This is a genomic window from Clostridium phoceensis (assembly GCF_001244495.1).
GTDB lineage: Bacteria > Bacillota > Clostridia > Oscillospirales > Oscillospiraceae > Lawsonibacter > Lawsonibacter asaccharolyticus.
Map to the genome: position 1 here is coordinate 1111380 of NZ_LN866274.1, position 19051 is coordinate 1130430.

General features: G+C 62.1%; 18 protein-coding genes. 2 read left to right on the top strand and 16 right to left on the bottom strand.

Translation table 11 applies throughout. The features are described 5' to 3' along the window. Window positions 1-76: 76 nt before the first annotated feature. From BN1969_RS06185 to ilvA, 6 genes are all read right to left on the bottom strand, one after another. Complete coding sequence (locus tag BN1969_RS06185) at window positions 77-1258, bottom strand: pyridoxal phosphate-dependent aminotransferase (RefSeq protein WP_050623500.1); 1182 nt, start codon at window positions 1256-1258, stop codon at window positions 77-79. 172 nt (window positions 1259-1430) lie between these two features. After that, window positions 1431-1604 carry a hypothetical protein gene (locus tag BN1969_RS17845; RefSeq protein ID WP_154669724.1) on the bottom strand — a complete coding sequence of 58 codons (174 nt, stop codon included), beginning with the start codon at window positions 1602-1604 and terminating at the stop codon, window positions 1431-1433. A 4-nt stretch (window positions 1605-1608) separates the two neighbouring features. After that, window positions 1609-2211, bottom strand: a complete 603-nt coding sequence (gene recR, locus BN1969_RS06190; RefSeq protein WP_050623501.1) for a recombination mediator RecR — start codon at window positions 2209-2211, stop codon at window positions 1609-1611. Between the two features lie 50 nt (window positions 2212-2261). Next, complete coding sequence (locus tag BN1969_RS19150; protein ID WP_423243652.1) at window positions 2262-3182, bottom strand: ribulose-phosphate 3-epimerase; 921 nt, start codon at window positions 3180-3182, stop codon at window positions 2262-2264. A 258-nt stretch (window positions 3183-3440) separates the two neighbouring features. Next, window positions 3441-3950, bottom strand: coding sequence for a nitroreductase family protein (locus BN1969_RS06200; protein ID WP_050623502.1), 510 nt, complete (start codon window positions 3948-3950; stop codon window positions 3441-3443). Between the two features lie 82 nt (window positions 3951-4032). Continuing rightward, on the bottom strand, window positions 4033-5253 hold the full coding sequence (gene ilvA / locus BN1969_RS06205) for a threonine ammonia-lyase (protein WP_050623503.1): 1221 nt from the start codon (window positions 5251-5253) through the stop codon (window positions 4033-4035). Between the two features lie 203 nt (window positions 5254-5456). On the opposite strand from ilvA, the gene BN1969_RS06210 reads away from it, so the two are divergent. Continuing rightward, window positions 5457-6773, top strand: coding sequence for a sensor histidine kinase (locus BN1969_RS06210; protein WP_050623504.1), 1317 nt, complete (start codon window positions 5457-5459; stop codon window positions 6771-6773). Beyond that, window positions 6770-7609 carry a DNA-binding domain-containing protein gene (locus BN1969_RS06215; RefSeq protein ID WP_050623505.1) on the top strand — a complete coding sequence of 280 codons (840 nt, stop codon included), beginning with the start codon at window positions 6770-6772 and terminating at the stop codon, window positions 7607-7609. Before BN1969_RS06210 ends, BN1969_RS06215 begins: the two co-directional genes overlap by 4 nt. Before the next feature lie 286 nt (window positions 7610-7895). Here BN1969_RS06215 and argF read toward each other — a convergent pair whose 3' ends face one another. From argF to BN1969_RS06265, 10 genes are all read right to left on the bottom strand, one after another. Next, window positions 7896-8819 carry an ornithine carbamoyltransferase gene (gene argF, locus BN1969_RS06220; protein ID WP_050623506.1) on the bottom strand — a complete coding sequence of 308 codons (924 nt, stop codon included), beginning with the start codon at window positions 8817-8819 and terminating at the stop codon, window positions 7896-7898. Window positions 8820-8884: 65 nt separating this feature from the next. Next, entirely contained in the window at window positions 8885-10063 is a 1179-nt protein-coding gene (locus tag BN1969_RS06225) for an acetylornithine/succinylornithine family transaminase (RefSeq protein ID WP_050623507.1), read from the bottom strand. A 27-nt stretch (window positions 10064-10090) separates the two neighbouring features. Continuing rightward, window positions 10091-10948: an acetylglutamate kinase gene (gene argB, locus BN1969_RS06230; RefSeq protein WP_050623508.1), complete on the bottom strand. Its 858-nt coding sequence runs from the start codon at window positions 10946-10948 to the stop codon at window positions 10091-10093. Window positions 10949-11040: 92 nt separating this feature from the next. Beyond that, window positions 11041-12261, bottom strand: a complete 1221-nt coding sequence (gene argJ / locus BN1969_RS06235) for a bifunctional glutamate N-acetyltransferase/amino-acid acetyltransferase ArgJ (RefSeq protein ID WP_050623509.1) — start codon at window positions 12259-12261, stop codon at window positions 11041-11043. 140 nt (window positions 12262-12401) lie between these two features. Then, window positions 12402-13343, bottom strand: a complete 942-nt coding sequence (gene argC / locus BN1969_RS06240) for an N-acetyl-gamma-glutamyl-phosphate reductase (protein WP_050623510.1) — start codon at window positions 13341-13343, stop codon at window positions 12402-12404. Between the two features lie 120 nt (window positions 13344-13463). Next, the gene (gene argH / locus BN1969_RS06245; RefSeq protein WP_050623511.1) at window positions 13464-14843 is read right to left on the bottom strand and encodes an argininosuccinate lyase; all 1380 of its coding nucleotides are present in this window, start codon (window positions 14841-14843) and stop codon (window positions 13464-13466) included. A gap of 133 nt (window positions 14844-14976) precedes the next feature. Beyond that, window positions 14977-16194 carry an argininosuccinate synthase gene (locus BN1969_RS06250; protein WP_050623512.1) on the bottom strand — a complete coding sequence of 406 codons (1218 nt, stop codon included), beginning with the start codon at window positions 16192-16194 and terminating at the stop codon, window positions 14977-14979. Window positions 16195-16441: 247 nt separating this feature from the next. After that, entirely contained in the window at window positions 16442-17077 is a 636-nt protein-coding gene (locus BN1969_RS06255) for a type I phosphoribosyltransferase (RefSeq protein WP_050623513.1), read from the bottom strand. A gap of 186 nt (window positions 17078-17263) precedes the next feature. Next, the gene (locus BN1969_RS06260; protein WP_050623514.1) at window positions 17264-17779 is read right to left on the bottom strand and encodes a DUF4358 domain-containing protein; all 516 of its coding nucleotides are present in this window, start codon (window positions 17777-17779) and stop codon (window positions 17264-17266) included. Between the two features lie 151 nt (window positions 17780-17930). Then, window positions 17931-18686: a phosphoenolpyruvate-utilizing N-terminal domain-containing protein gene (locus BN1969_RS06265; protein ID WP_077138712.1), complete on the bottom strand. Its 756-nt coding sequence runs from the start codon at window positions 18684-18686 to the stop codon at window positions 17931-17933. Window positions 18687-19051 lie beyond the last annotated feature (365 nt).

Below are 19051 nucleotides of genomic sequence, written 5' to 3' on the forward strand. Positions count from 1 at the left end.
ATGCAGTAAAAGATAGCAGACACAAAAGTGCTTATCCATCTTTTGACTGGCTCACTACTTACAAAGTGGAGAGATTTTACCGGTAGGAATCGGCCAGGGCCTTGAATTTGGGAAGGGCCCGCTGGATCATGTCGGTCTGGACGCAGTAGGCGATGCGCACGTGGCCGGGGGCGCCGAAGCCGGAGCCGGGGACCAGCAGCAGATCGAACTGCTTGGCCCGCTCGCTGAAGGCCATATCGTCGGGCTCCAGGGAGCGGGGGAAGAGGTAGAAGGCGCCGCCGGGCTCCACACAGTGGTAGCCCATCTCCCGCAGGGCGGGGACCAGCAGCTTGGCGTTGCGCTCATAGACGGCCAGGTCGGAGGTGAGGTCGCAGCACAGGGAGGTGACCTGCTGGAACAGGCTGGGGGCGTTGACGTAGCCCAGAGACCGTCCGGCGCCGGCCACGGCGGCGTAGACCTCCCGGCTGTCGGTGACGGAGGCGGGGACCAGCACGTAGCCCAGGCGCTCACCAGGGAGGGAGAGGGACTTGCTGAAGGAGTAGCACACGATGGTGTCTGGGTAGAGCTGGGGGATCCAGGGCACCTGGAAGCCGGAGAACACGATCTCCCGGTAGGGCTCGTCGGAGATCAGGTAGATGGGGTGGCCGTAGGCCCGGCTCTTTTCCGTCAGGATGGCGGACAGCCGCTCCAGCGTCTCACGGGAGTAGACCACGCCGGAGGGGTTGTTGGGGGAGTTGACCACCACGCTCTTGGTGTGCTCGCTGATGGCGGCCTCAAAGGCGTCAAAGTCGATCTGGAATCCCTCGATTTCCGGGGGAATGAGCACCATCTTGGCCCCAGCGCCCTCGATAAAGACCTTATACTCCGGGAAGTAGGGGGCAAAGACGACGAACTCGTCCCCGGGGCAGGCCAGGCCGTTGAACACACAGCACAGGGAGGCGGCGGCCCCCACGGTAATGTAGAACTGGTCGGCGGTATAGCAGGTGCCGAAGCGGCGGTTGAGGGAGTCGGCGAAGCGCTGGCGGGCCTCCTGGTCCCCCTGGGCGCTGGTGTAACAGTGGATGACCTCCGGCTGCTCCCGAAGGATGCGCACGGCGGTGTCGTTGACCTCCTGGGGGCAGGGGACGCTGGGGTTGCCCAGGGAGAAATCGAAGACATTCTCCGCCCCCACCTGGGCGGCACGTATCTTGCCGTATTCAAAGAGCTCGCGGATGACGGACCGGGCGGTGCCCAGCCCCAACATGCGTTGATTCACCATGAAGATGGCCTCCTATCCTTTGTCTGATTTGAGCCTATTATAGCACCGGGGCCAAGCCCCGTAAAGCGCATCTTTTCCCGCAGAAGGGAGGAGAAGCGGGCCGGGCCCGCTCTGCCGCGCGCAGCGGCGGCGTCAGGAGGCGCCTTGAAAAGTGACCATATCAGATGCCGAATCAAAACATATAGTAATTTAAAATCGGTATATTGCGATAAGTTTTAAAAATCTGGGGGGAGATCAAGCCGATCCAGTCAGCGCCCCGAAGAAATGGTGCCCATGCGCCGCCGTCGAAAATGCCCAGAAAAACAGGCGTAAAAACGCCGCACTCCAACGGGAGTGCGGCGTTCAAATTTTCACATCTCCTGACGGCCCTCCAGGGCCCGCATCAGGGTGGCGTCGTCGGCGTACTCCAGGTGGCTGCCCACCGGAATGCCGTAGGCCAGACGGGTGATCTTCACCCCAAAGGGGCGCAGCAGCCGGGAGAGGTACATGGCGGTGGCCTCCCCCTCCGTGTCGGGATTGGTGGCCATGATGACCTCCTGGACCCCGCCGGCGGCCACCCGCTCTACCAGGGACTTGATGTGCAGGTCATCCGGCACCACGTGGTTCATGGGGGAGATCACCCCGTGGAGCACGTGGTAGAGCCCCTGGTACTCCCGGGCCCGCTCCATGGCCACCACGTCCTTCGGGTCGGCCACCACACAGATGACGGAGGCGTCCCGCTTGGGGCTGGCGCAGATGGAGCAGGGGCCGTCCCCCTCCGTCAGATTCTGACACACCGGACAGCAGTGGATGGCGGACTTGGCGGACAGAATGGCCTGGGCAAAGGCGGCGGCGTCCTCCTCTGGGAGGGAGAGGACGTGGAACGCCAGCCGCTGGGCGGATTTGACGCCGACGCCGGGCAGGCGGGCGAACTGCTCCACCAAATTTTCCAGTGCGGGGGGGAAATACTGCATGGGAAAGACCTCCGGAGTCGTAAATAGTACACGGTGTGAACAGGGGGAGATCAGCGCTCCCGCTCCAACACGACGGCAAACAGATAGCTGACACCGGCCGGAAAGCCGGCGGGATAGGGCGTGAGGGAGGTGGTCCGCCACCCGGCCAGGGCCATGTCGTTCATGACCTGCTCCGCCTGCTCCAGGCTGTCAGCGGAGAGGATCTTATACTCTCTCACCGCGCACCCCCTGACACGCGGAGGGCCTGAATGGCGGTGGGGATGTCCTCCGCCCCGTAGACAGCGGAGCCGGCCACGAGCACGTTGGCCCCCGCCTCCACCACCAGGGGGGCGGTCTTGGGGGAGATGCCCCCGTCCACCTCCAGTTCGCAGGCGGGGGTGTACCGCCCGATGAGGGGGCGCACCCGGCGGGTGGGGGCCCGCTGGGGCTCCCTGGAGGCCCGGGCGCCGGAGCCGGGGCCCCCCCGCCTCCCCCCCACCCGGGCCCGCCCCCCCCGNCACCTGGCGGATGGTGTCCAGCTGGGACTCCATGAAGGCCTGGCCGCCGAAGCCGGGCTCCACCGTCATCACCAGCACCAGGTCCAGCTCCTCCAGATAGGGGAGGATGGCCTCCGCCTTGGTGATGGGCCGCAGGGCCACCGCTTTTTTTACGCCGCACTCCCCCATGACCCTCAGAGCCTGGGCGATGCGGGTGGGGTGGTCGGCCTCCAGGTGGATAGAGAGCAGGTCCGCCCCAGCCTTGGCAAAGGCTTCGATGTACCGCACCGGCTTTTCGATCATCAGATGGACATCCAGGAACATGTCGGTGCACCGGCGGATGGACTGGACCACCGGGACGCCGATGGTGAGATTGGGAACGAAAGCGCCGTCCATCACGTCCACATGGAGGTAGTCGGCATCGGAGACCCGCCGGATATCCCGTTCCAGATTGACAAAATCGGCGGAGAGGATGGAAGGTGAAACTTTTATCATGGTTTTGACCCCGCTTTCCGAAAAAATGAGAGGTTTTGATTAGGGCTGTAGGGGCTGGGCCAGGGGCAGAGGGCCGGTCCGACGCATAGGATGCAGAGCGGAGAGCGGGAGGGCGGAAGCACTCCCCGGAGCCCCGGACCCGAGGCCTGCTCCAGGCTGATCCCACGGCCGCCCGGCGGCCCCGGCCGATCCGGATGGCCCGCCGCTTTTCAGATACCCCCCGCCGGGCCCTGCCCGGCGGGGGCAGTGGCCTGTCCCTTATACCCCACTAGATGGGGCTANGGTCTCCTTGGCGGGATAGCCCACGGTGACGATCAGGCGGACGGGCCGCTCCTCCGGGATGCCGAAGGACTGGTGCAGCTTGGCCTGGTTCATGGTGCCGATGAGGCAGGTGCCCAGCCCCATGGAAGTGGCCTCATAGCACAGGGCCATGGCAGCCATGCCGATGTCCATCTGGGCGAAGTGCTGGGTACCGTAGTGCTCCGCGACGCCGGGCTTGACGTGTGCCTCATCCTCACAGATCAGGATGAAGTTGGGCACCCGGTCTCCCCAGGGGCAGCCGGTGAGCCCGTCGTCGTCCAGCGCCTCAATGAGCTTGGCCCGGGCCTCTGGCTCGTCGATGATGATGAAGCGCCAGGGCTGGGCGTTGCAGCCGCTGGGGGCCAGCCGGGCTACGTCCACCAGGTGGGCCAGGGCCTCCCGGGGCACGGGGCGGTCGCTGTACACACGGCAGCTCTCCCGGGCCGCCTGCAAAGCCTCAAAATCCATTTCAAAGATCCCCTTTCTGTTTTGTTGGATACGGTCTGACGTGGGGGCTTCCCCAAAAAGAGCGCAAGTCAACAGGGCCGGATCAGTGATAGAAATCGGTGGTGTCCACCTCGTGGGCCTGGTAGCCGGCCTGGCTCAGCGCCTCCAGGATGCGGTCCTTGTGGTCGTGGCCGAAGGCCTCCAGGGTGACCTTCAGCTCCACGCCGCTCTGGCGGTTGATGTTCACGAACTGGTTGTGCTCCAGCTTGATGACGTTGCCGTTCTCCCGGGCCAGGATATCGGCGATGCTGAGCAGGGCACCGGGACGGTCGGGGAGGAGGACGGAGAAGGTGAAGATGCGGCCCCGCATGATCAGGCCGTGCTGGACCAGGGAGGCCATGGTGATCACGTCCATGTTGCCGCCGGAGAGGACGCAGACCACGTTCAGCCCCTGGCAGGACAGGTGGCGCAGAGCGGCCACGGACAGCAGGCCGGAGTTCTCCACCACCATCTTATGCTTCTCCATCACATCCAGGAAGGCCTCCACCAGCTCCGTATCCGGGATGGTGATGATCTGGTCCACATGGTCCCGGATGTAGGGGAACACCTTGTCTCCAGGGGTCTTGACGGCGGTGCCGTCAGCGATGGTGTTGGCGGTGGGCAGGGAGACCACATGGCCCGCCTCCAGGCTGGCCTTCATGCAGGCCGCCCCCTCCGGCTCCACGCCGATGACTTTTACGTTGGGGTTGAGCAGCTTGGCCAGGGTGGACACACCCGCCGCCAGCCCGCCGCCGCCGATGGGCACCAGGATGATGTCCACGTCGGGCAGGTCCTGGAAGATCTCATAGGCGATGGTGCCCTGGCCGGTGGCCACCTCCAGGTCGTTGAAGGGGTGGATATAGGTCAGCCCCTCCTCCTCCGCCAGCTTGGCGGCCAGCTCGGCGGACTCGTCAAAGACCTCACCGTGGAGGATGACCTTGGCCCCGTAGTCCTTGGTATTGTTCACCTTCACCAGGGGGGTGGTGGTGGGCATGACGATGGTGGCGGGCACGCCGGCGGCCTGGGCAGCGTAGGCCACGCCCTGGGCGTGGTTGCCGGCGGAGGCGGTGACCAGGCCCCGCTCCCGCTGTTCCTGGGTCAGGGTGCTGATCTTATAGTAAGCGCCCCGGATCTTGTAGGCGCCGGTGACCTGCATATTTTCGGGCTTGAGATAGACCCGGTTGCCGCAGCCCTTGGACAGGGCCGGGGAGTCGATGAGACTGGTCTCCCGGATCACGCCCTTTAAGACGCTCCGGGCGTTTTTGAACTGTTCCAGTGTGGGCATGGTCAAAACTTCCTTTCCGCGCTTGGACGACGTATTACATAAAGTGAATCATACCCAATTCCGGGAGGAAAGTCAATGGAGGGGGCGGGAGCGGGAGCGGATTTTTTTAGAAAAGGGTGGAATTTTGCGGGAAGGGGGAGGGGGACGCTTGCGCAGCTGCCGGGGGATGGAGTAAAATAGAGAAAAAACGGGGGGAGAGCGCCATGGGGGGACTGGGGAGAAAAGGCTGGAGGATCGGCCCGTGGCAGCGCAGGCTGCTGATCGGGCTGGCAGTGGCCCTGACCTCCCAGCTGTATCTGACAGTGTGGGCGGAGGGCTTCCGGGTCTCCACCGCCGCCATCCTCTACCCGGCCCTGCTGGTGACCATGATGCGGGAGAGCCACCGCCCGGACACTGGGCTGGTCACCGGACTGTGCGTGGTGATGATGCGGCTGGCACTGGACCTGGCGGCAGGGATGCCGCCGGGGGAGGCGCTGCGGATGGAGTATCCCGGCGGCGTGTTCTACCTCTGCTATGACTGCGTGCTCTGCCTGCTGATCCGGGACCGGCGCACCGCCTCTCTGGGGCGGATGGGAGCGGCCTTTCTGGTCAGTGACTTTATCTCCAATGTGATCAATCTGTACCTGTCCTCCGGAGTGCGGGGGCTGGAGACGGAGGCCCGGGCCCTGCTCCCCCTGATCGGACTGGCGGTGGCCCGATCCTTCACTGCGGCCATGATCCTGTGGGGAAGCCGGTACTACCACCGCCTGCTGCTGCGGCAGGAGCACGAGCGGCGCTACCAGCGCCTGTTCCTGATGACGGCGGAGCTGAAAAACGAGCTGTACTTTTTAAAAAAGAACTCCGACGACATTGAACAGGTGATGACCAACGCATACCGCCTCTATGAGCGGCTGGGGGAGAAGGAAGGGGAGAGCGGTGAGCTGAGTGCCCTGGCCCTGTCCATTGCCCGGGACGTCCACGAGGTGAAAAAGGACAACCTGCGCATCATCCGGGGCATCGAGGGGGAGGTGGAGGAGGTCTATGACCAGGAGCAGATGGAATTCCAGGATCTGATGCACATTCTGGAGAACTCCACCCGGCGGATGCTGGGGGAGAACCGGGCCAGCATCCGCCTGGAGTGCAGGCGCACCGCCGACTTCTCCACCCAGGAGCACTACCGCCTGCTGTCCATCCTGAAGAACCTGGTGACCAACGCCATCGAGGCCATTCAGGGAGCTGGCGGCCGTGGGATCGTGCTGGTGGAGGAGCGGGTGGAGGGTGACACTCTGTTTCTCACCGTGTCAGACGACGGCCCCGGTATCTCGGAGCGCTCCATGCACAATCTGTTCCAGGTGGGCTATTCCACCAAATTTGACCCGGAGACCGGCAACATCAACCGGGGCGTGGGCCTGCCCGCAGTCAAGTCGCTGACAGAGGAGCTGGGCGGCTCCGTCTCGGTGGAGAGCCAGCCGGGGCGGGGCGCGCGTTTTTCCGTGGAGCTGCCGCTCCACCGTGTGAAGGGGGAGAAGAGAGAGAAATGAGGATCTATATCGCGGAGGACGACCCCTCGGTGATCGGGGTGCTGGAGGATATCCTGGAGAGCAACGCACTGGGCCGGGTGTGCGGCGCCAGCGAGGAGGGGGCCACGGACCCGGAGCGGATCATGGCGCTGGACCCGGATCTGGTGCTGGTGGATTTGCTGATGCCCGGGCGGGACGGCATCCAGCTGGTGCGGGAGCTGAAGGAGCTGGGCAGCCGGGCCAAGTTCGTGATGATCTCCCAGGTGTCGGCCAAAGAGCTGATCGCAAAAGCGTATCAGGCCGGGGTGGAGTTCTTTATCCAGAAGCCCATCAACCTGATCGAGGTGCGCCAGGTGGTGGGCAACGTGATCCGGCAGATGGAGAACGAGAGGGCCCTCCACACCATCCAGAGCGTGTTTCAGAGCCGGGAGCCCCAGCCCGCCGCTCCGGCGGGGCGGCAGGAGGTGTGGCGCCGGCGCATCCAGTATATCCTGAGCCAGCTGGGCATGGCAGGGGAGAAGGGGGCCGGGGACATCATGGAGCTGTGCCTCTTCCTGCTGGAGCGAAAGCAGACGGCCTCTCAGATCGGGGTGGGCACCCTGTGCAGCCAGCTCAGTGACAGCCCCAAGACCATGGAGCAGCGGGTCCGGCGGGCGGTGGAGCGGGGGCTGGGCCATATCGCCAGCCTGGGGGTGGAGGACTATGGGAACGAGTTCTTCACCCAGTATGCCGCGGTGCTCTTCCCCTTTCCCGAGGTGCGGGCTGAGATGGCCCATCTGCGGGGAAAAGGGGGACGCGGCAAGGTGAACCTGAAAAAATTCCTGGACGGCATGCTGATCCTGACAGAGGAATACTGAAGCGCACAGCTGGCCGCCCTGGGACAACGTCCCGGGGCGGCCAGCTTGTCAAAAAAGCCCTCCTGCAAGGAGTTCCGTTGCCCGCAGGCGACGGAATCAAATTAAATCACGTCATTTCCGGGGGCGTGTACCTCGGAAATGACACCTCTTACGCAAGATGGGCCCACTTTCCTGCAAGGGATCGGGACCCAGCTTGCGTGCTTGATTTCTCGAAAAAGCGGCTCTGCCGCTTTTTCGACAGTCTGGCCGCCCCGGAACGTTGTCCTGGGGCGGCCCTCTGTCTGATTTATTTGGCGTCGGGGCACATCAGCAGGTACATGACGGCCTTCTGGGCGTGGAGGCGGTTTTCCGCCTCGTCAAAGATCTCCTGGGCGTGGGCCTCAAAGACCTCCGCCGTGATCTCCTCCCCACGGTGGGCGGGCAGGCAGTGCTGTACCATACACCCCGGGTTGGTGAGGGTCATAAGGCGGTCGTTGACCTGATAGCCGGCAAAGGCGGCGGCCCGGACGGCACGCTCCTCCTCCTGGCCCATGGAGGCCCACACGTCAGTAAAGACCACGTCGGCCCCGGCGGCCGCCTCCTGGGGGGTGCGGACCAGGGAGAATTTGAAGTCCGGCTGGCTGGCGGCAAATGCGAGCACCTGGGGGTCAGGGTCGTAGCCGGCGGGGCAGGCCACCGATACCTCCATGCCGCACTTCAGGCCGCCCACGATGAGGGAGTTGGCCATGTTGTTGCCATCCCCGATGTAGCACAGCTTCAATCCCTCCAGGGTGGCCTTGTGCTCCCGGACGGTCATCAGGTCGGCCAGCACCTGGCAGGGGTGACAGAAGTCGGTCAGGCCGTTGATGACGGGGATGTGGGAGTGACTGGCCAGGGATTCCACCTCCTCTTGATGGAAGGTGCGGATCATGATGCCGTCGCAGTAGCGGGCCAGGACCCGGGCGGTGTCCTCGATGGGCTCGCCCCGGCCGATCTGGCTCTCCTTGCCGGACAGGAACAGAGCGTGTCCGCCCAGCTGGTACATTCCAGTCTCAAAGGAGACCCTGGTCCGGGTGGAGTTCTTCTCAAAAATCATGGCCAGAGTCTTGCCACGGAGATAGTCGTGGACCAGACCATGCTTCTGGCTGTATTTCAGCTGGTCAGCGGTGTTGAGGATCTTGATGATGTCCTCCTTGGACAGATCCAGCAGCTTGAGTAAGTCTTTCTGCATGATAAAAACCCCCGATGTTCAGAGTGAGGATGACAGAGGGAGCGGGCCTGCCCTCCGCGCTGAAGTTAAGAAAGCGCTGCTTTCAGGATGGCCAGGCCCTTATCCATCTCCTCCTGGGTGATGACCAGGGGGGGGAGCAGGCGCAGGCCGGGGCCGGCGGTGAGGACCAGCAGGCCGCTCTGGATCAGCTTGGCGGCCAGCTCCTTGTTGGTGCGCTCCCCCTTCACGTCGATGCCGATCATCAGGCCCATGCCCCGGGTGGCGCCCAGGCATGGCAGGTCCAGGGCCTCAATGCGGCTGCGGAGATATGCCCCCTTCTCCTGGACGGACTGGAACATGGCGTCGTCCATCCGGTCCAGCACGTAGCAGGCTGCGGCCGCGGAGATGGGGTTGCCCCCGAAGGTGGTGCCGTGGGTGCCGGTGGTGAAGACATTGCGGCACTTCTCTCCCGCCATCACGCCGCCGAAGGGCAGGCCGCCGGCGATGCCTTTGGCGAAGGAGACTGCGTCAGGCTGGATGCCGTACTGCTGAAAGGCAAAGAGAGAGCCGGTGCGGCCCACGCCGGTCTGCACCTCGTCGATGAGGAGCAGCCAGTCCCGCTTGGCGCACAGGTCGGCCACCTTCTGCACAAACTCCCGGTCCAGGGGGAGCACGCCGCCCTCGCCCTGGATGAGCTCGAACATGACGGCGCACACATCGTGTCCGGCCATGGCTTCCACGCTGTCGAAGTCGTTGGCGTCGGCGTGGCGGAAGCCCTCGGTAAAGGGGAAGAAATAGTTGTGGAACACGTCCTGCCCAGTGGCGGAGAGGGTGGTGATGGTGCGGCCGTGGAAGGACTTGTGGAGGGTGATGATGGTCCCCCGTCCCTTGCCGTACTTGTCAAAGGAGTACTTGCGGGCCAGCTTGATCAGGCCCTCGTTGCTCTCCGCGCCGGAGTTGGCGAAGAACACGTTGGACATGCCCGCTTTCCGGCACAGCTTCTCCGCGGCCTTCACATAGGGCTCAGCGTAGAACAGATTGGAGATGTGTCCCAGCTTGCCTGCCTGCTCGGTGATGGCGTTCACCCAGCCCTCGTCGGCGTAGCCCAGGGAGCACACGCCGATGCCGGAGGTGAAGTCGATGTATTCCCGGCCCTGGGTGTCCCAGAGGGTGGCGCCCCTGCCGTGGTCCACGGCCACGTCGAAGCGGCCGTAGGACTGCATCACGTACTGATGGTCCAGTGCTTTGATCTCTTCAAAGGTCATAACGATTCTCCTTCCGGCGCTCCTAGTTCAGTTGACCAGCATGGTGCCGATGCCCTCGTTGGAGAGCAGCTCGATGAGGATGGAATGGGGGACGCGGCCGTCCAGGATGATGGCGGACTTGACGCCAGAGCGGACCGCCTCCACGCAGCAGTCCACCTTGGGGATCATGCCGCCGGAGATGACCCCCTCCCGGACAAGGGCGGGGACTTGGGAGAGCTGGAGCTCCGGGATCAGGGTGCGCTCATCCTTCGGGTCCCGCAGCAGCCCCCGCACATCGGTGAGCAGGATCAGCTTCTCCGCCCCCAGTGCCACCGCCAGCTTGGCGGCCGCCGTGTCGGCGTTGATGTTGTAGGAGGTCTCCGCATCCGTCCCCAGGGCCACGGTGGACACCACGGGGATGTAGTTGTTGTCCAGCGCGTCGTTGACCGGGGTGGGGTCCACCTTGGTGATCTCCCCCACCAGGCCGAATCTCTCGTCCAGAAGACGGGCCTGGAACAGCGCGCCGTCCAGGCCGCACAGGCCCAGGGCCCGGCCGCCCAGGCGGTTCAGGGTGGCCACCAGATTCTTGTTCACCCGGCCGCACAGCACCTGCTGTACCACATCCATGGTCTCCTCATCGGTGTAGCGCAGGCCGTCCACAAATCGGGACTCCTTGCCCGTCTTTTTCAGCATCTCGCTGATCTCAGGTCCGCCGCCGTGGACAACCACCACCCGCAGCCCCACCAGGTGGAGCAGGATGATGTCGGAAATCACGGCCTGCCGCAGCTCGTCGGAGATCATGGCGTTGCCGCCGTACTTGACCACAATGGTCTTGCCATAATATTTCTGGATATAGGGCAGCGCCTCGGCCAGCACCTGGGCGCGGTCCACTTCATTGAAGGACATGCGTATTCCCCCTCAAACAGTAAAATATGGGGAGGGAGGAGCCGGAGCACATGGCGGCGCTCCCCGTGCCTCCCTTCCCTCTGGGCCAGGGATCAGGTGCGATAGTCTCCATTGATCTTCACGTAGTCATAGGTGAGGTCACAGCCCCAGCACTCGGCAGCCTCGTCCCCCTCGTGCAGGTCCACAAGGATGACCACTTCCTTCTCACTGAGAATGCGCTTGGCGGCGTCCTCGTCAAAGGGCAGGCCGTCCCCCTGCCGGCAGACCGGGACGGAACCCGCCTGGGACTGGAAGGTGACGTCCACATGCTCGGGGCGGAAGGGGGCCTTGGAGTAGCCCATGGCGCACAGTACCCGCCCCCAGTTGGCATCGGAACCGAACATGGCGGCCTTCACCAGAGAGGAGCCGACCACCGCCTTGGCCAGGCGCTCGGCGCTCTCCTCACTGCGGGCGCCGGTCATCCTGCAGGTGACCAGCTTGCTGGCCCCCTCGCCGTCCCCGGCAATGGAGCGGGCCAGCTGGCGGCAGAGCTCCTCCAGGGCGGCCAGGAAGGCGGAGTAGTCCTCGTCCTTCCACTCGATGAGGGGGTTGCCGGCCATACCGTTGGCCAGGGCCAGACACATGTCGTTGGTGGAGGTGTCCCCGTCCACCGTTACCCGGTTGAAGGTGCGGGCCACTACCTCCCGCAGAGCGTCCTCCAGCATCTCGTGGGTGATGGCACAGTCGGTGGTGATGAAGCAGAGCATGGTGCCCATGTTGGGGTGGATCATACCGGAGCCCTTGGCGATGGCACCCAGGGTGACCTCTTTTCCACCCAGGGTGAGGGAGAAGGCCAGCTCCTTCTTCACCGTGTCGGTGGTCATGATGGCCCGGGCCGCATCCTCGGAGCCCTCCGGGCCCAGCTTGGCCGCCAGGGCGGGCATCCCGGCCTGGATGGCGGTGATGTTGATGGTCTGGCCGATGACGCCTGTAGAGGCCACGGCAAAATCCTCGGGGGCCCGGCCGGTGGCCTGGGCGGCGGCCAGACACATGGCCTGGGCGTTCTCGTGGCTCATGGGACAGCAGGCGTTGGCGTTGCCGCTGTTTGCTACCACGCCCCAGGCTACCCCGTTCTCCAGGTGGTCCATGGTGACGTACAGGGGAGCCGCCTTCACCCGGTTGAGGGTATAGGTGGCGGCGGCGGTACACTCCTTCTCAGAGAGGATCAGGGCGAGGTCGTTTTTATCCGGGCTGCTGCTGGCCTTGACGCCGCAGTGGACGCCGGCGGCCACGAAGCCCTTTGCGGCGCAGACGCCGCCAGATACCTGTTTCATAGCTGTACAGACTTCCTTTCCAGCAAAGTGCCCCAGAAGGGGGAAGGGAAATTCTCAGTTCCATTAAACCGCCGGTCCGGGGCTTTCGTCAAGTCCCGGACCAGAAATTTCAGAAAAAAGAGGGAGAATGGCCGCCTATTTCAGCTCAGGCTCAGCCCTTCGGTCTCCTCAAAGCCCAGCATCAGATTCATGTTCTGTACCGCGGCGCCGCTGGCACCCTTGCCCAGATTGTCGAAGAGGGCCGTCACCGTCAGCTGGCCGTCGTTGCCTGCCACGGTGAGGGTCAGGTCATCGTCCCCGGCCTTGCCCGCGCCATAGAGCTTGCCATCGGCTCCCTCAGGGGCCACGCGGACCAGCTTCTGCCCGGCGTAGTAGTCGGAGAGGGCCTTCCACACGTCGTGGAGGCTGCTTACCCCCCGCAGCTGAGACAGGTGCAGGGGTACGGTGGTGGCCATACCCTTGTAATAGTCGTCCACAATGGGGCTGAACACCGGCGGACAGCTGAGGCCGCAGCGGACCTGCATCTCCGGCAGGTGCTTGTGGCTCTGGGTGATGCCATAGATGGCGGGGCTGCTCAAAAGGTCCTCCCGCCCCTCTGCCTCATACTGGGCAATCATCTTCTTCCCGCCGCCGGAATAGCCGGTGAGGGAGAAGCAGCTGAGAGGCGTGTCGGCGGGCAGGATGCCCATGCCCACCAGGGGATAGACAATGCTGATGAACCCGGTGGCGTGGCAGCCGGGGTTCGAGACCCGCATGCTCTCGCAGATCTGCGCCCGGTGGAGCTTGGACAGCTCCGCAAAGCCGTAGGCCCAGCCGGGGGAGGTGCGGTGGGCGGTGGAGGCGTCGATCACCTTGGTGTTCCCGTTCTCAATAAGGGAGACCGCCTCCACGGCGGCAGCGTCGGGCAGGCACAGAAAGACCAGGTCGGCGGCGTTGAGGAACTTGCGCCGCTCCTCGGTGTCCTTCCGCTTGTCCTCGTCAATGAGCAGCAGCTCCAGATCGTCCCGGCCGCCCAGCCGTTCATAGATCTGCAGGCCTGTGGTGCCCTCCTTGCCGTCAATATAGATCTTGGGTTTGTTCATAAGGACCACCTGATTTTTGAAAGATAAGTTCCGATCGTCTGTGTGTCCTGCCCCGCGGGAGAGGGGAGCACAAAAAGGCCCCCGCCAGGAACACGAAACGAAATGGGGGAGGAATAAAAGTCAGCTCCGCTGCGCAAGGAATCCCTCGATATTGGAGATCTGCTTCTCCACGCTCTCCCGGGCGGGACCGCCGTAGACGCTCCGGCCGTTGACGCAGGTCTTTAACTCCAGGGCCTTGTACACATCCTCGTCAAACAGTCCGGAGATGGCCCGGAAGTCCTTCAGGGTCAAGGTGTCCAGGGTGTCCCCGGTCTTGATGCACAGGTTGACCAGACGGCCCACGATCATATAGGCCTCCCGGAAGGGCAGGCCCTTCTTGACCAGGTAGTCGGCGCAGTCGGTGGCGTTGATGAAGCCGCCGGCCGCCGCCTTGGCCATGTTTTTGGGGCGCACCGTCAGGGTGTCCACCATGGCGGCGAAGACGGGCAGGCACAGCTCCACCGTGTCCACGGCGTCGAACAGGGCCTCCTTGTCCTCCTGCATGTCCTTGTTGTAGGCCAGGGGCAGGCCCTTCATCATGGTCAGCAGGGTGACCAGATCGCCGTACACCCGGCCCGTCTTGCCCCGGACCAGCTCGGCCACGTCAGGGTTCTTCTTCTGGGGCATGATGGAGGAGCCGGTGGAGTAGGCGTCGTCCAGGTCCACGAACTTGAACTCCCAGGAGCACCAGAGGATGATCTCCTCGGAGAACCGGGACAGATGCATCATCAGGATGGACAGGGCGGAGAGCAGTTCGATCACATAGTCCCGGTCAGAGACGGAATCCATGGAGTTGTCGGTGGGCTTTTTGAAGCCCAGGGCCTGGGCGGTGGCGAAGCGGTCCACCGGATAGGTGGAGGTGGCCAGGGCGCCCGCGCCCAGGGGGCACTCGTCCAGCCGCTCCAGACAGTCCTCCAGCCGGGTCACGTCCCGCTTGAACATGTTGGCGTAGGCCATCATGTAGTGGGCGAAGGTGGTAGGCTGGGCCCGCTGGAGGTGGGTGTAGCCGGGCATCACGGTGTCCAGATGGGCCTTGGCCTTCTTCACCAGGACCCGCTCCAGATCCAGCACCTTGCCGATAAGGACGGGAATCTCCTCCTTCACATACAGACGGGTGTCCACCGCCACCTGGTCATTTCGGCTGCGGGCGGTGTGGAGACGCTTGCCCGCATCGCCGATGCGATGGGTGAGCATGGCTTCGATGTTCATGTGGATGTCCTCGTTGTCCAGGGAGAACTCCACACCATCCCCTTCGATCTCGGAGAGGATGGTCTTGAGACCGTTGATGATCTTCTCCGCCTCGTGCTCCTCGATGATGCCCTGCCGGCCCAGCATGGCGGCGTGCGCCATGGAGCCCTGGATGTCCTGCTTATACAGCCGGGCGTCGAACCCGATGGAGGAGTTGAAGTCGTTTACTAAGGTGTCGGTCTCTTTCTGAAACCGGCCGGCCCAAAGTTTCATATTGAATCGCTCCTTAATTAGGAATGAGGAATTAGGAATTAGAAATTGAGGGGTCCGGCGAAGCCAGACGGCTTGAATTTCATTCGCCGCAGGCGAATCCGTTTATTCCTCATTCCTAATTCCTAATTGAAATTTATTTCAGCTTTCCCTGCTCCCGCAGCGCCTGGACGGTATCGGGCAGGCCCCACAGATTGATGAAGCCAGTCGCATCGTCCTGGTTGTAGTCGCTCTCCTCGAAGGTGACTAGGTTCTCGGAGTACAGGCTCTCGGGGGAGGTGACGGAGGCGGTGATGATATTGCCCTTGTACAGCTTCAGCTTCACCTGTCCGGTGACATGCTTCTGGGTGTCCACGGCGAAGGCGGTGAGGGCCTCCCGCAGGGGGGTGAACCACTTGCCGTTGTACACCAGGTCGGCAAAGTCCACCGCCAGCTTCTGCTTCATGTGCTTGGTGTCCTTATCAATGGTGATCATCTCCAGCACCTCGTGGGCCCGGTAGAGAATGGTGCCGCCGGGGGTCTCGTACACGCCGCGGTCCTTCATGCCCACCAGCCGGTTTTCCACGATGTCCAGCAGACCGATGCCGTTCTCGCCGCCCAGCTGGTTCAGCTTGCGGATGATATCGCTGGCTTTCATCTTCTCGCCGTCCACGGCCACAGGCCAGCCCTTCTCAAAATCCAGGGTCACATAGGTGGCCTGGTCAGGGGCCATGGCGGGGGAGACGCCCATCTCCAGGAAGCCGGGCTTGTCGTACTGGGGCTCGTTGGCCGGGTCTTCCAGGTCCAGACCCTCATGGCTCAGGTGCCACAGGTTCTTGTCCTTGGAGTAGTTGGTCTCCCGGCTGATCTTCAGGGGCACATTGTGGGACTCGGCATAGTCGATCTCCTCGTCGCGGCCCTTGATGTCCCACTCACGCCAGGGGGCGATGATCTTCATCTCGGGGGCGAAGCGCTTGATGGCCAGCTCAAAGCGCACCTGGTCGTTGCCCTTGCCGGTGCAGCCGTGGCAGATCGCGTCGGCACCCTCCGCCTTGGCGATCTCTACCAGCCGCTTGGCGATGATGGGACGGGCGAAGGCGGTGCCCAGCAGATAGTCCTCATACTTGGCTCCCATCATCATGGAGGGGATGATGACGTCATCTACCATCTCATCTGTCAGGTCCTCCACGTACAGCTTGGAGGCGCCGGTCTTGATGGCCTTCTCCTCCAGGCCGTCCAGCTCGGTCCCCTGTCCCACATCGCCGGAGACAGCGATGATCTCGGGGTCACCGTAATTCTCTTTCAGCCAGGGGATGATGATGGATGTATCCAGGCCGCCGGAATAGGCCAGTACCACTTTTTTGATTTGAGACATAGTTCATTTCCTCCTGATTATGGGCGGGCGTGGGGCCGGATCAGGGCCGCCGCAGCTCCGCATCATTCAATGTTAAGGGAAGTCTACCACCGTTTAAAGCAAAAAGCAAGTGCTGAATCGTATGATTATCCAGAAACGACAAAAAATATTCCGTTTACTTTCACCAAAAATGAATATTATGCAAGGAAAAATGAATAAATAGGTATAAAAATCGTGCATCCGGGGGATGCACGATAGCAAGCGTGGGTCACAGCATGGACAGGCCGAAACTGTTGGCCAGGGCATCGATCTTCTGGCCGGCCCGGCACATGGGGCACTCCTTGGGGGAGCTGGAGATATATCCGGCGATGTCGTCAGGGGAGAAAAGACTGTACACCGGGATGCCGTCCACCTGTTCCAGCATGCTGAAGATGGCGGCAATGCCCTGGACCTTGCCGCCGTAATACTGGACACACTCCAGGGTGCGCCGGGCGCTCTTGCCGGAGTTGACGGTGGAGATCAGGATCAGCACCTCCCGCCCCACGATCATGGGGGTCAGGTTGTCCCGGAAGATCAGCTGCCCGTTGGAGTCATACTCCGGGGTGACTACGTTAATGTTTTTGCTGCTGTTGACGGAAAAGACTTCCTTTTTGGCCAGGTGGCGGGCGAGGAACGCGCCGATGACCTCGCTCCCGTCCAGACATACGATGGTGTCCACCCCCTTGTCATAGGCGTAGTTCTGGGCCAGGGTCATGGCAGCTTCCCGGGCCATGGTGAACTCGTGCTTCATGCGGGTGATGTCGATGTAGTGGCTGTTGTGGGAGTGCCGGGTGGCAAAATGCCCCTGGAAGACCGACACCTCAAGCTGGGGGTTGAATCTCGATGTAAGCTGGATCGCGTTCATATTCTTACCTCCCGTCTTGTGAAAAGTGTTTGGTATATCCGCTTTTAATATAACACTGATTGGAGAATATTACAACAGAAAAAAGAGGCATGAGGGAGATCCAGAGCAGATCAAAAGCTGCGGCCCCGCCTTCCGGCGGGGCCGCAGAAAATTTGTCGAAAGCTTGCCCGCAGAAAAGAGCGCGGGTCAGCCGGCCTGAAGGGAATCAATGATGGAGTCAAAGACCGTATCCTGGTCCTCACACATCACCATGACCACGGTCCCGTCCTCCAGCGTCTCCAAGCGGGCGTTCTTGGCGACCTCATACTGGTCAGGCAGATACATCTGGAAATTCTGCTGCTGCTGGTCGATAAAGCCCTGAAGGCCCTCTTTCACCGTGTCCTCGCTGTCCTGTGCGGGCTTGATGACGGCAATGCCGTAGGCCTTGACGTTCATCAGTGACACGCTGATGGCAAAGGACTCCATATCCTCGGCGGTGACCCCTAGGAGCTGGAAAGTCATATCCGCCGTGTCGTCATCCGCGGAGCTGAGGATGCTGTTGTATTCGTTGTCCTCCTCGCTGCGGGCATCGGTGATGGCAGTGACGAAGCGCTGGGTGCGCTCCTCAGGGGTCAAGCTGTCTGTCTCACCGGTGCCGCCGCCGGAGCAGGCGGTGAGGGCCAGCAGAGAAAGGGCAAGGATCAGAGTAAAGATTCGTTTCATTTGGGTTCTCCTTATTATGATATTTGAGATTTTTGAGGGAAGTTCCTCTGTACACTCTTTTGGACGACAGGAATTAAGAAAAGTTCCCAGCAAAAAAATATTATTTTGCAAAGAAGAGCCTTCGGACGACCGGAGCGGTCCGAAGGCTCTGTTATAACTGATTCGGTGTGGAGAGGCGGATGCTTGGATCAGGGGGGCCCAGACGGGAGAGAATGTCAGGGGTAGGGTCCACATACAGCTTCTGCGCTCCTCCATCTAGAAGGGCAGTGTGGCCTTCCAGGGAAGCCGAGAGATCGAGCTTCACCAGGGCGGGGATGGAGAGGGCTCGGGACAGGGCAGCGGCGTGGCTCTGTACACTGCCGCGCATAGCAATAAAGCCCAAAATACAGGAGCGGTCGAGGGTGATGATCTGGCTGGGAGCAAATTCTGTGCTCACCAGGATAGAAGGAGAGAAAGAGACGGGGGGCAAAGTGCCGCGGCCGGTGAGGATACGGAGCATTCGATCGGAGATGGCCCGGACATCAGAGGCGCGGGCCTGCATATAGGGGCTGTCCATCTGCTCAAAGAGGGATACCAGGTGATCCATAGCAGTCTTAGAGGCGTGCTCAGCTGTACAGCCGCAGGAAAATATCATGGAGTAGACAGTGTCCTGATAGTCTTGGTCATCCAGGAGCATGGCGTGGATGGCAAAAATGGTGGCCAGCTTTTCCCCCACCATCTGGACAGCTTGGTCATAGAGCTGGGCCAGCTCCAGTACTGCCTGGCGGTGAGCCGTGGAGAAGCGCTCCCACTCCTCTTCTGGCGGGAGGGGAGAATGAGCAGATATCGTCGGCGGTGCGGGCGTAAGGAAATGAAGAGGGCCGAAAACGACATCAGATGAAATTGACTGTCCGGAGAAGATCTGCATGGTTGTTCACCTCTACCCGGCGGGAAGAGCTATCCGCCGGCCGCATGTGGAAAGGAAAACGGCAGAATTGTTTTATATTCATTATAAGCGTACAGCGGGAATTTGCCTATTGGACAAACTGAATAATTATATGAGAACTTCCCGCGGAGGGAATCATTGGGAATTTACAAATGCTGGGGTATAAATTTGAATTCCAGTCATCCCCAAAACAGGATGGGAAAGAGGATAAAAAAATTTGCGGTAAGGGCTTTACATTTTTGATAAATCTGGTATAATGAAAACCTGTCTAAAGGCTGCCCCCTGCTGTGAAGGGCAGGATGGTCCCATCAACGGCCTGTCATAAAAACGAGTTTCTTTTGAAGACA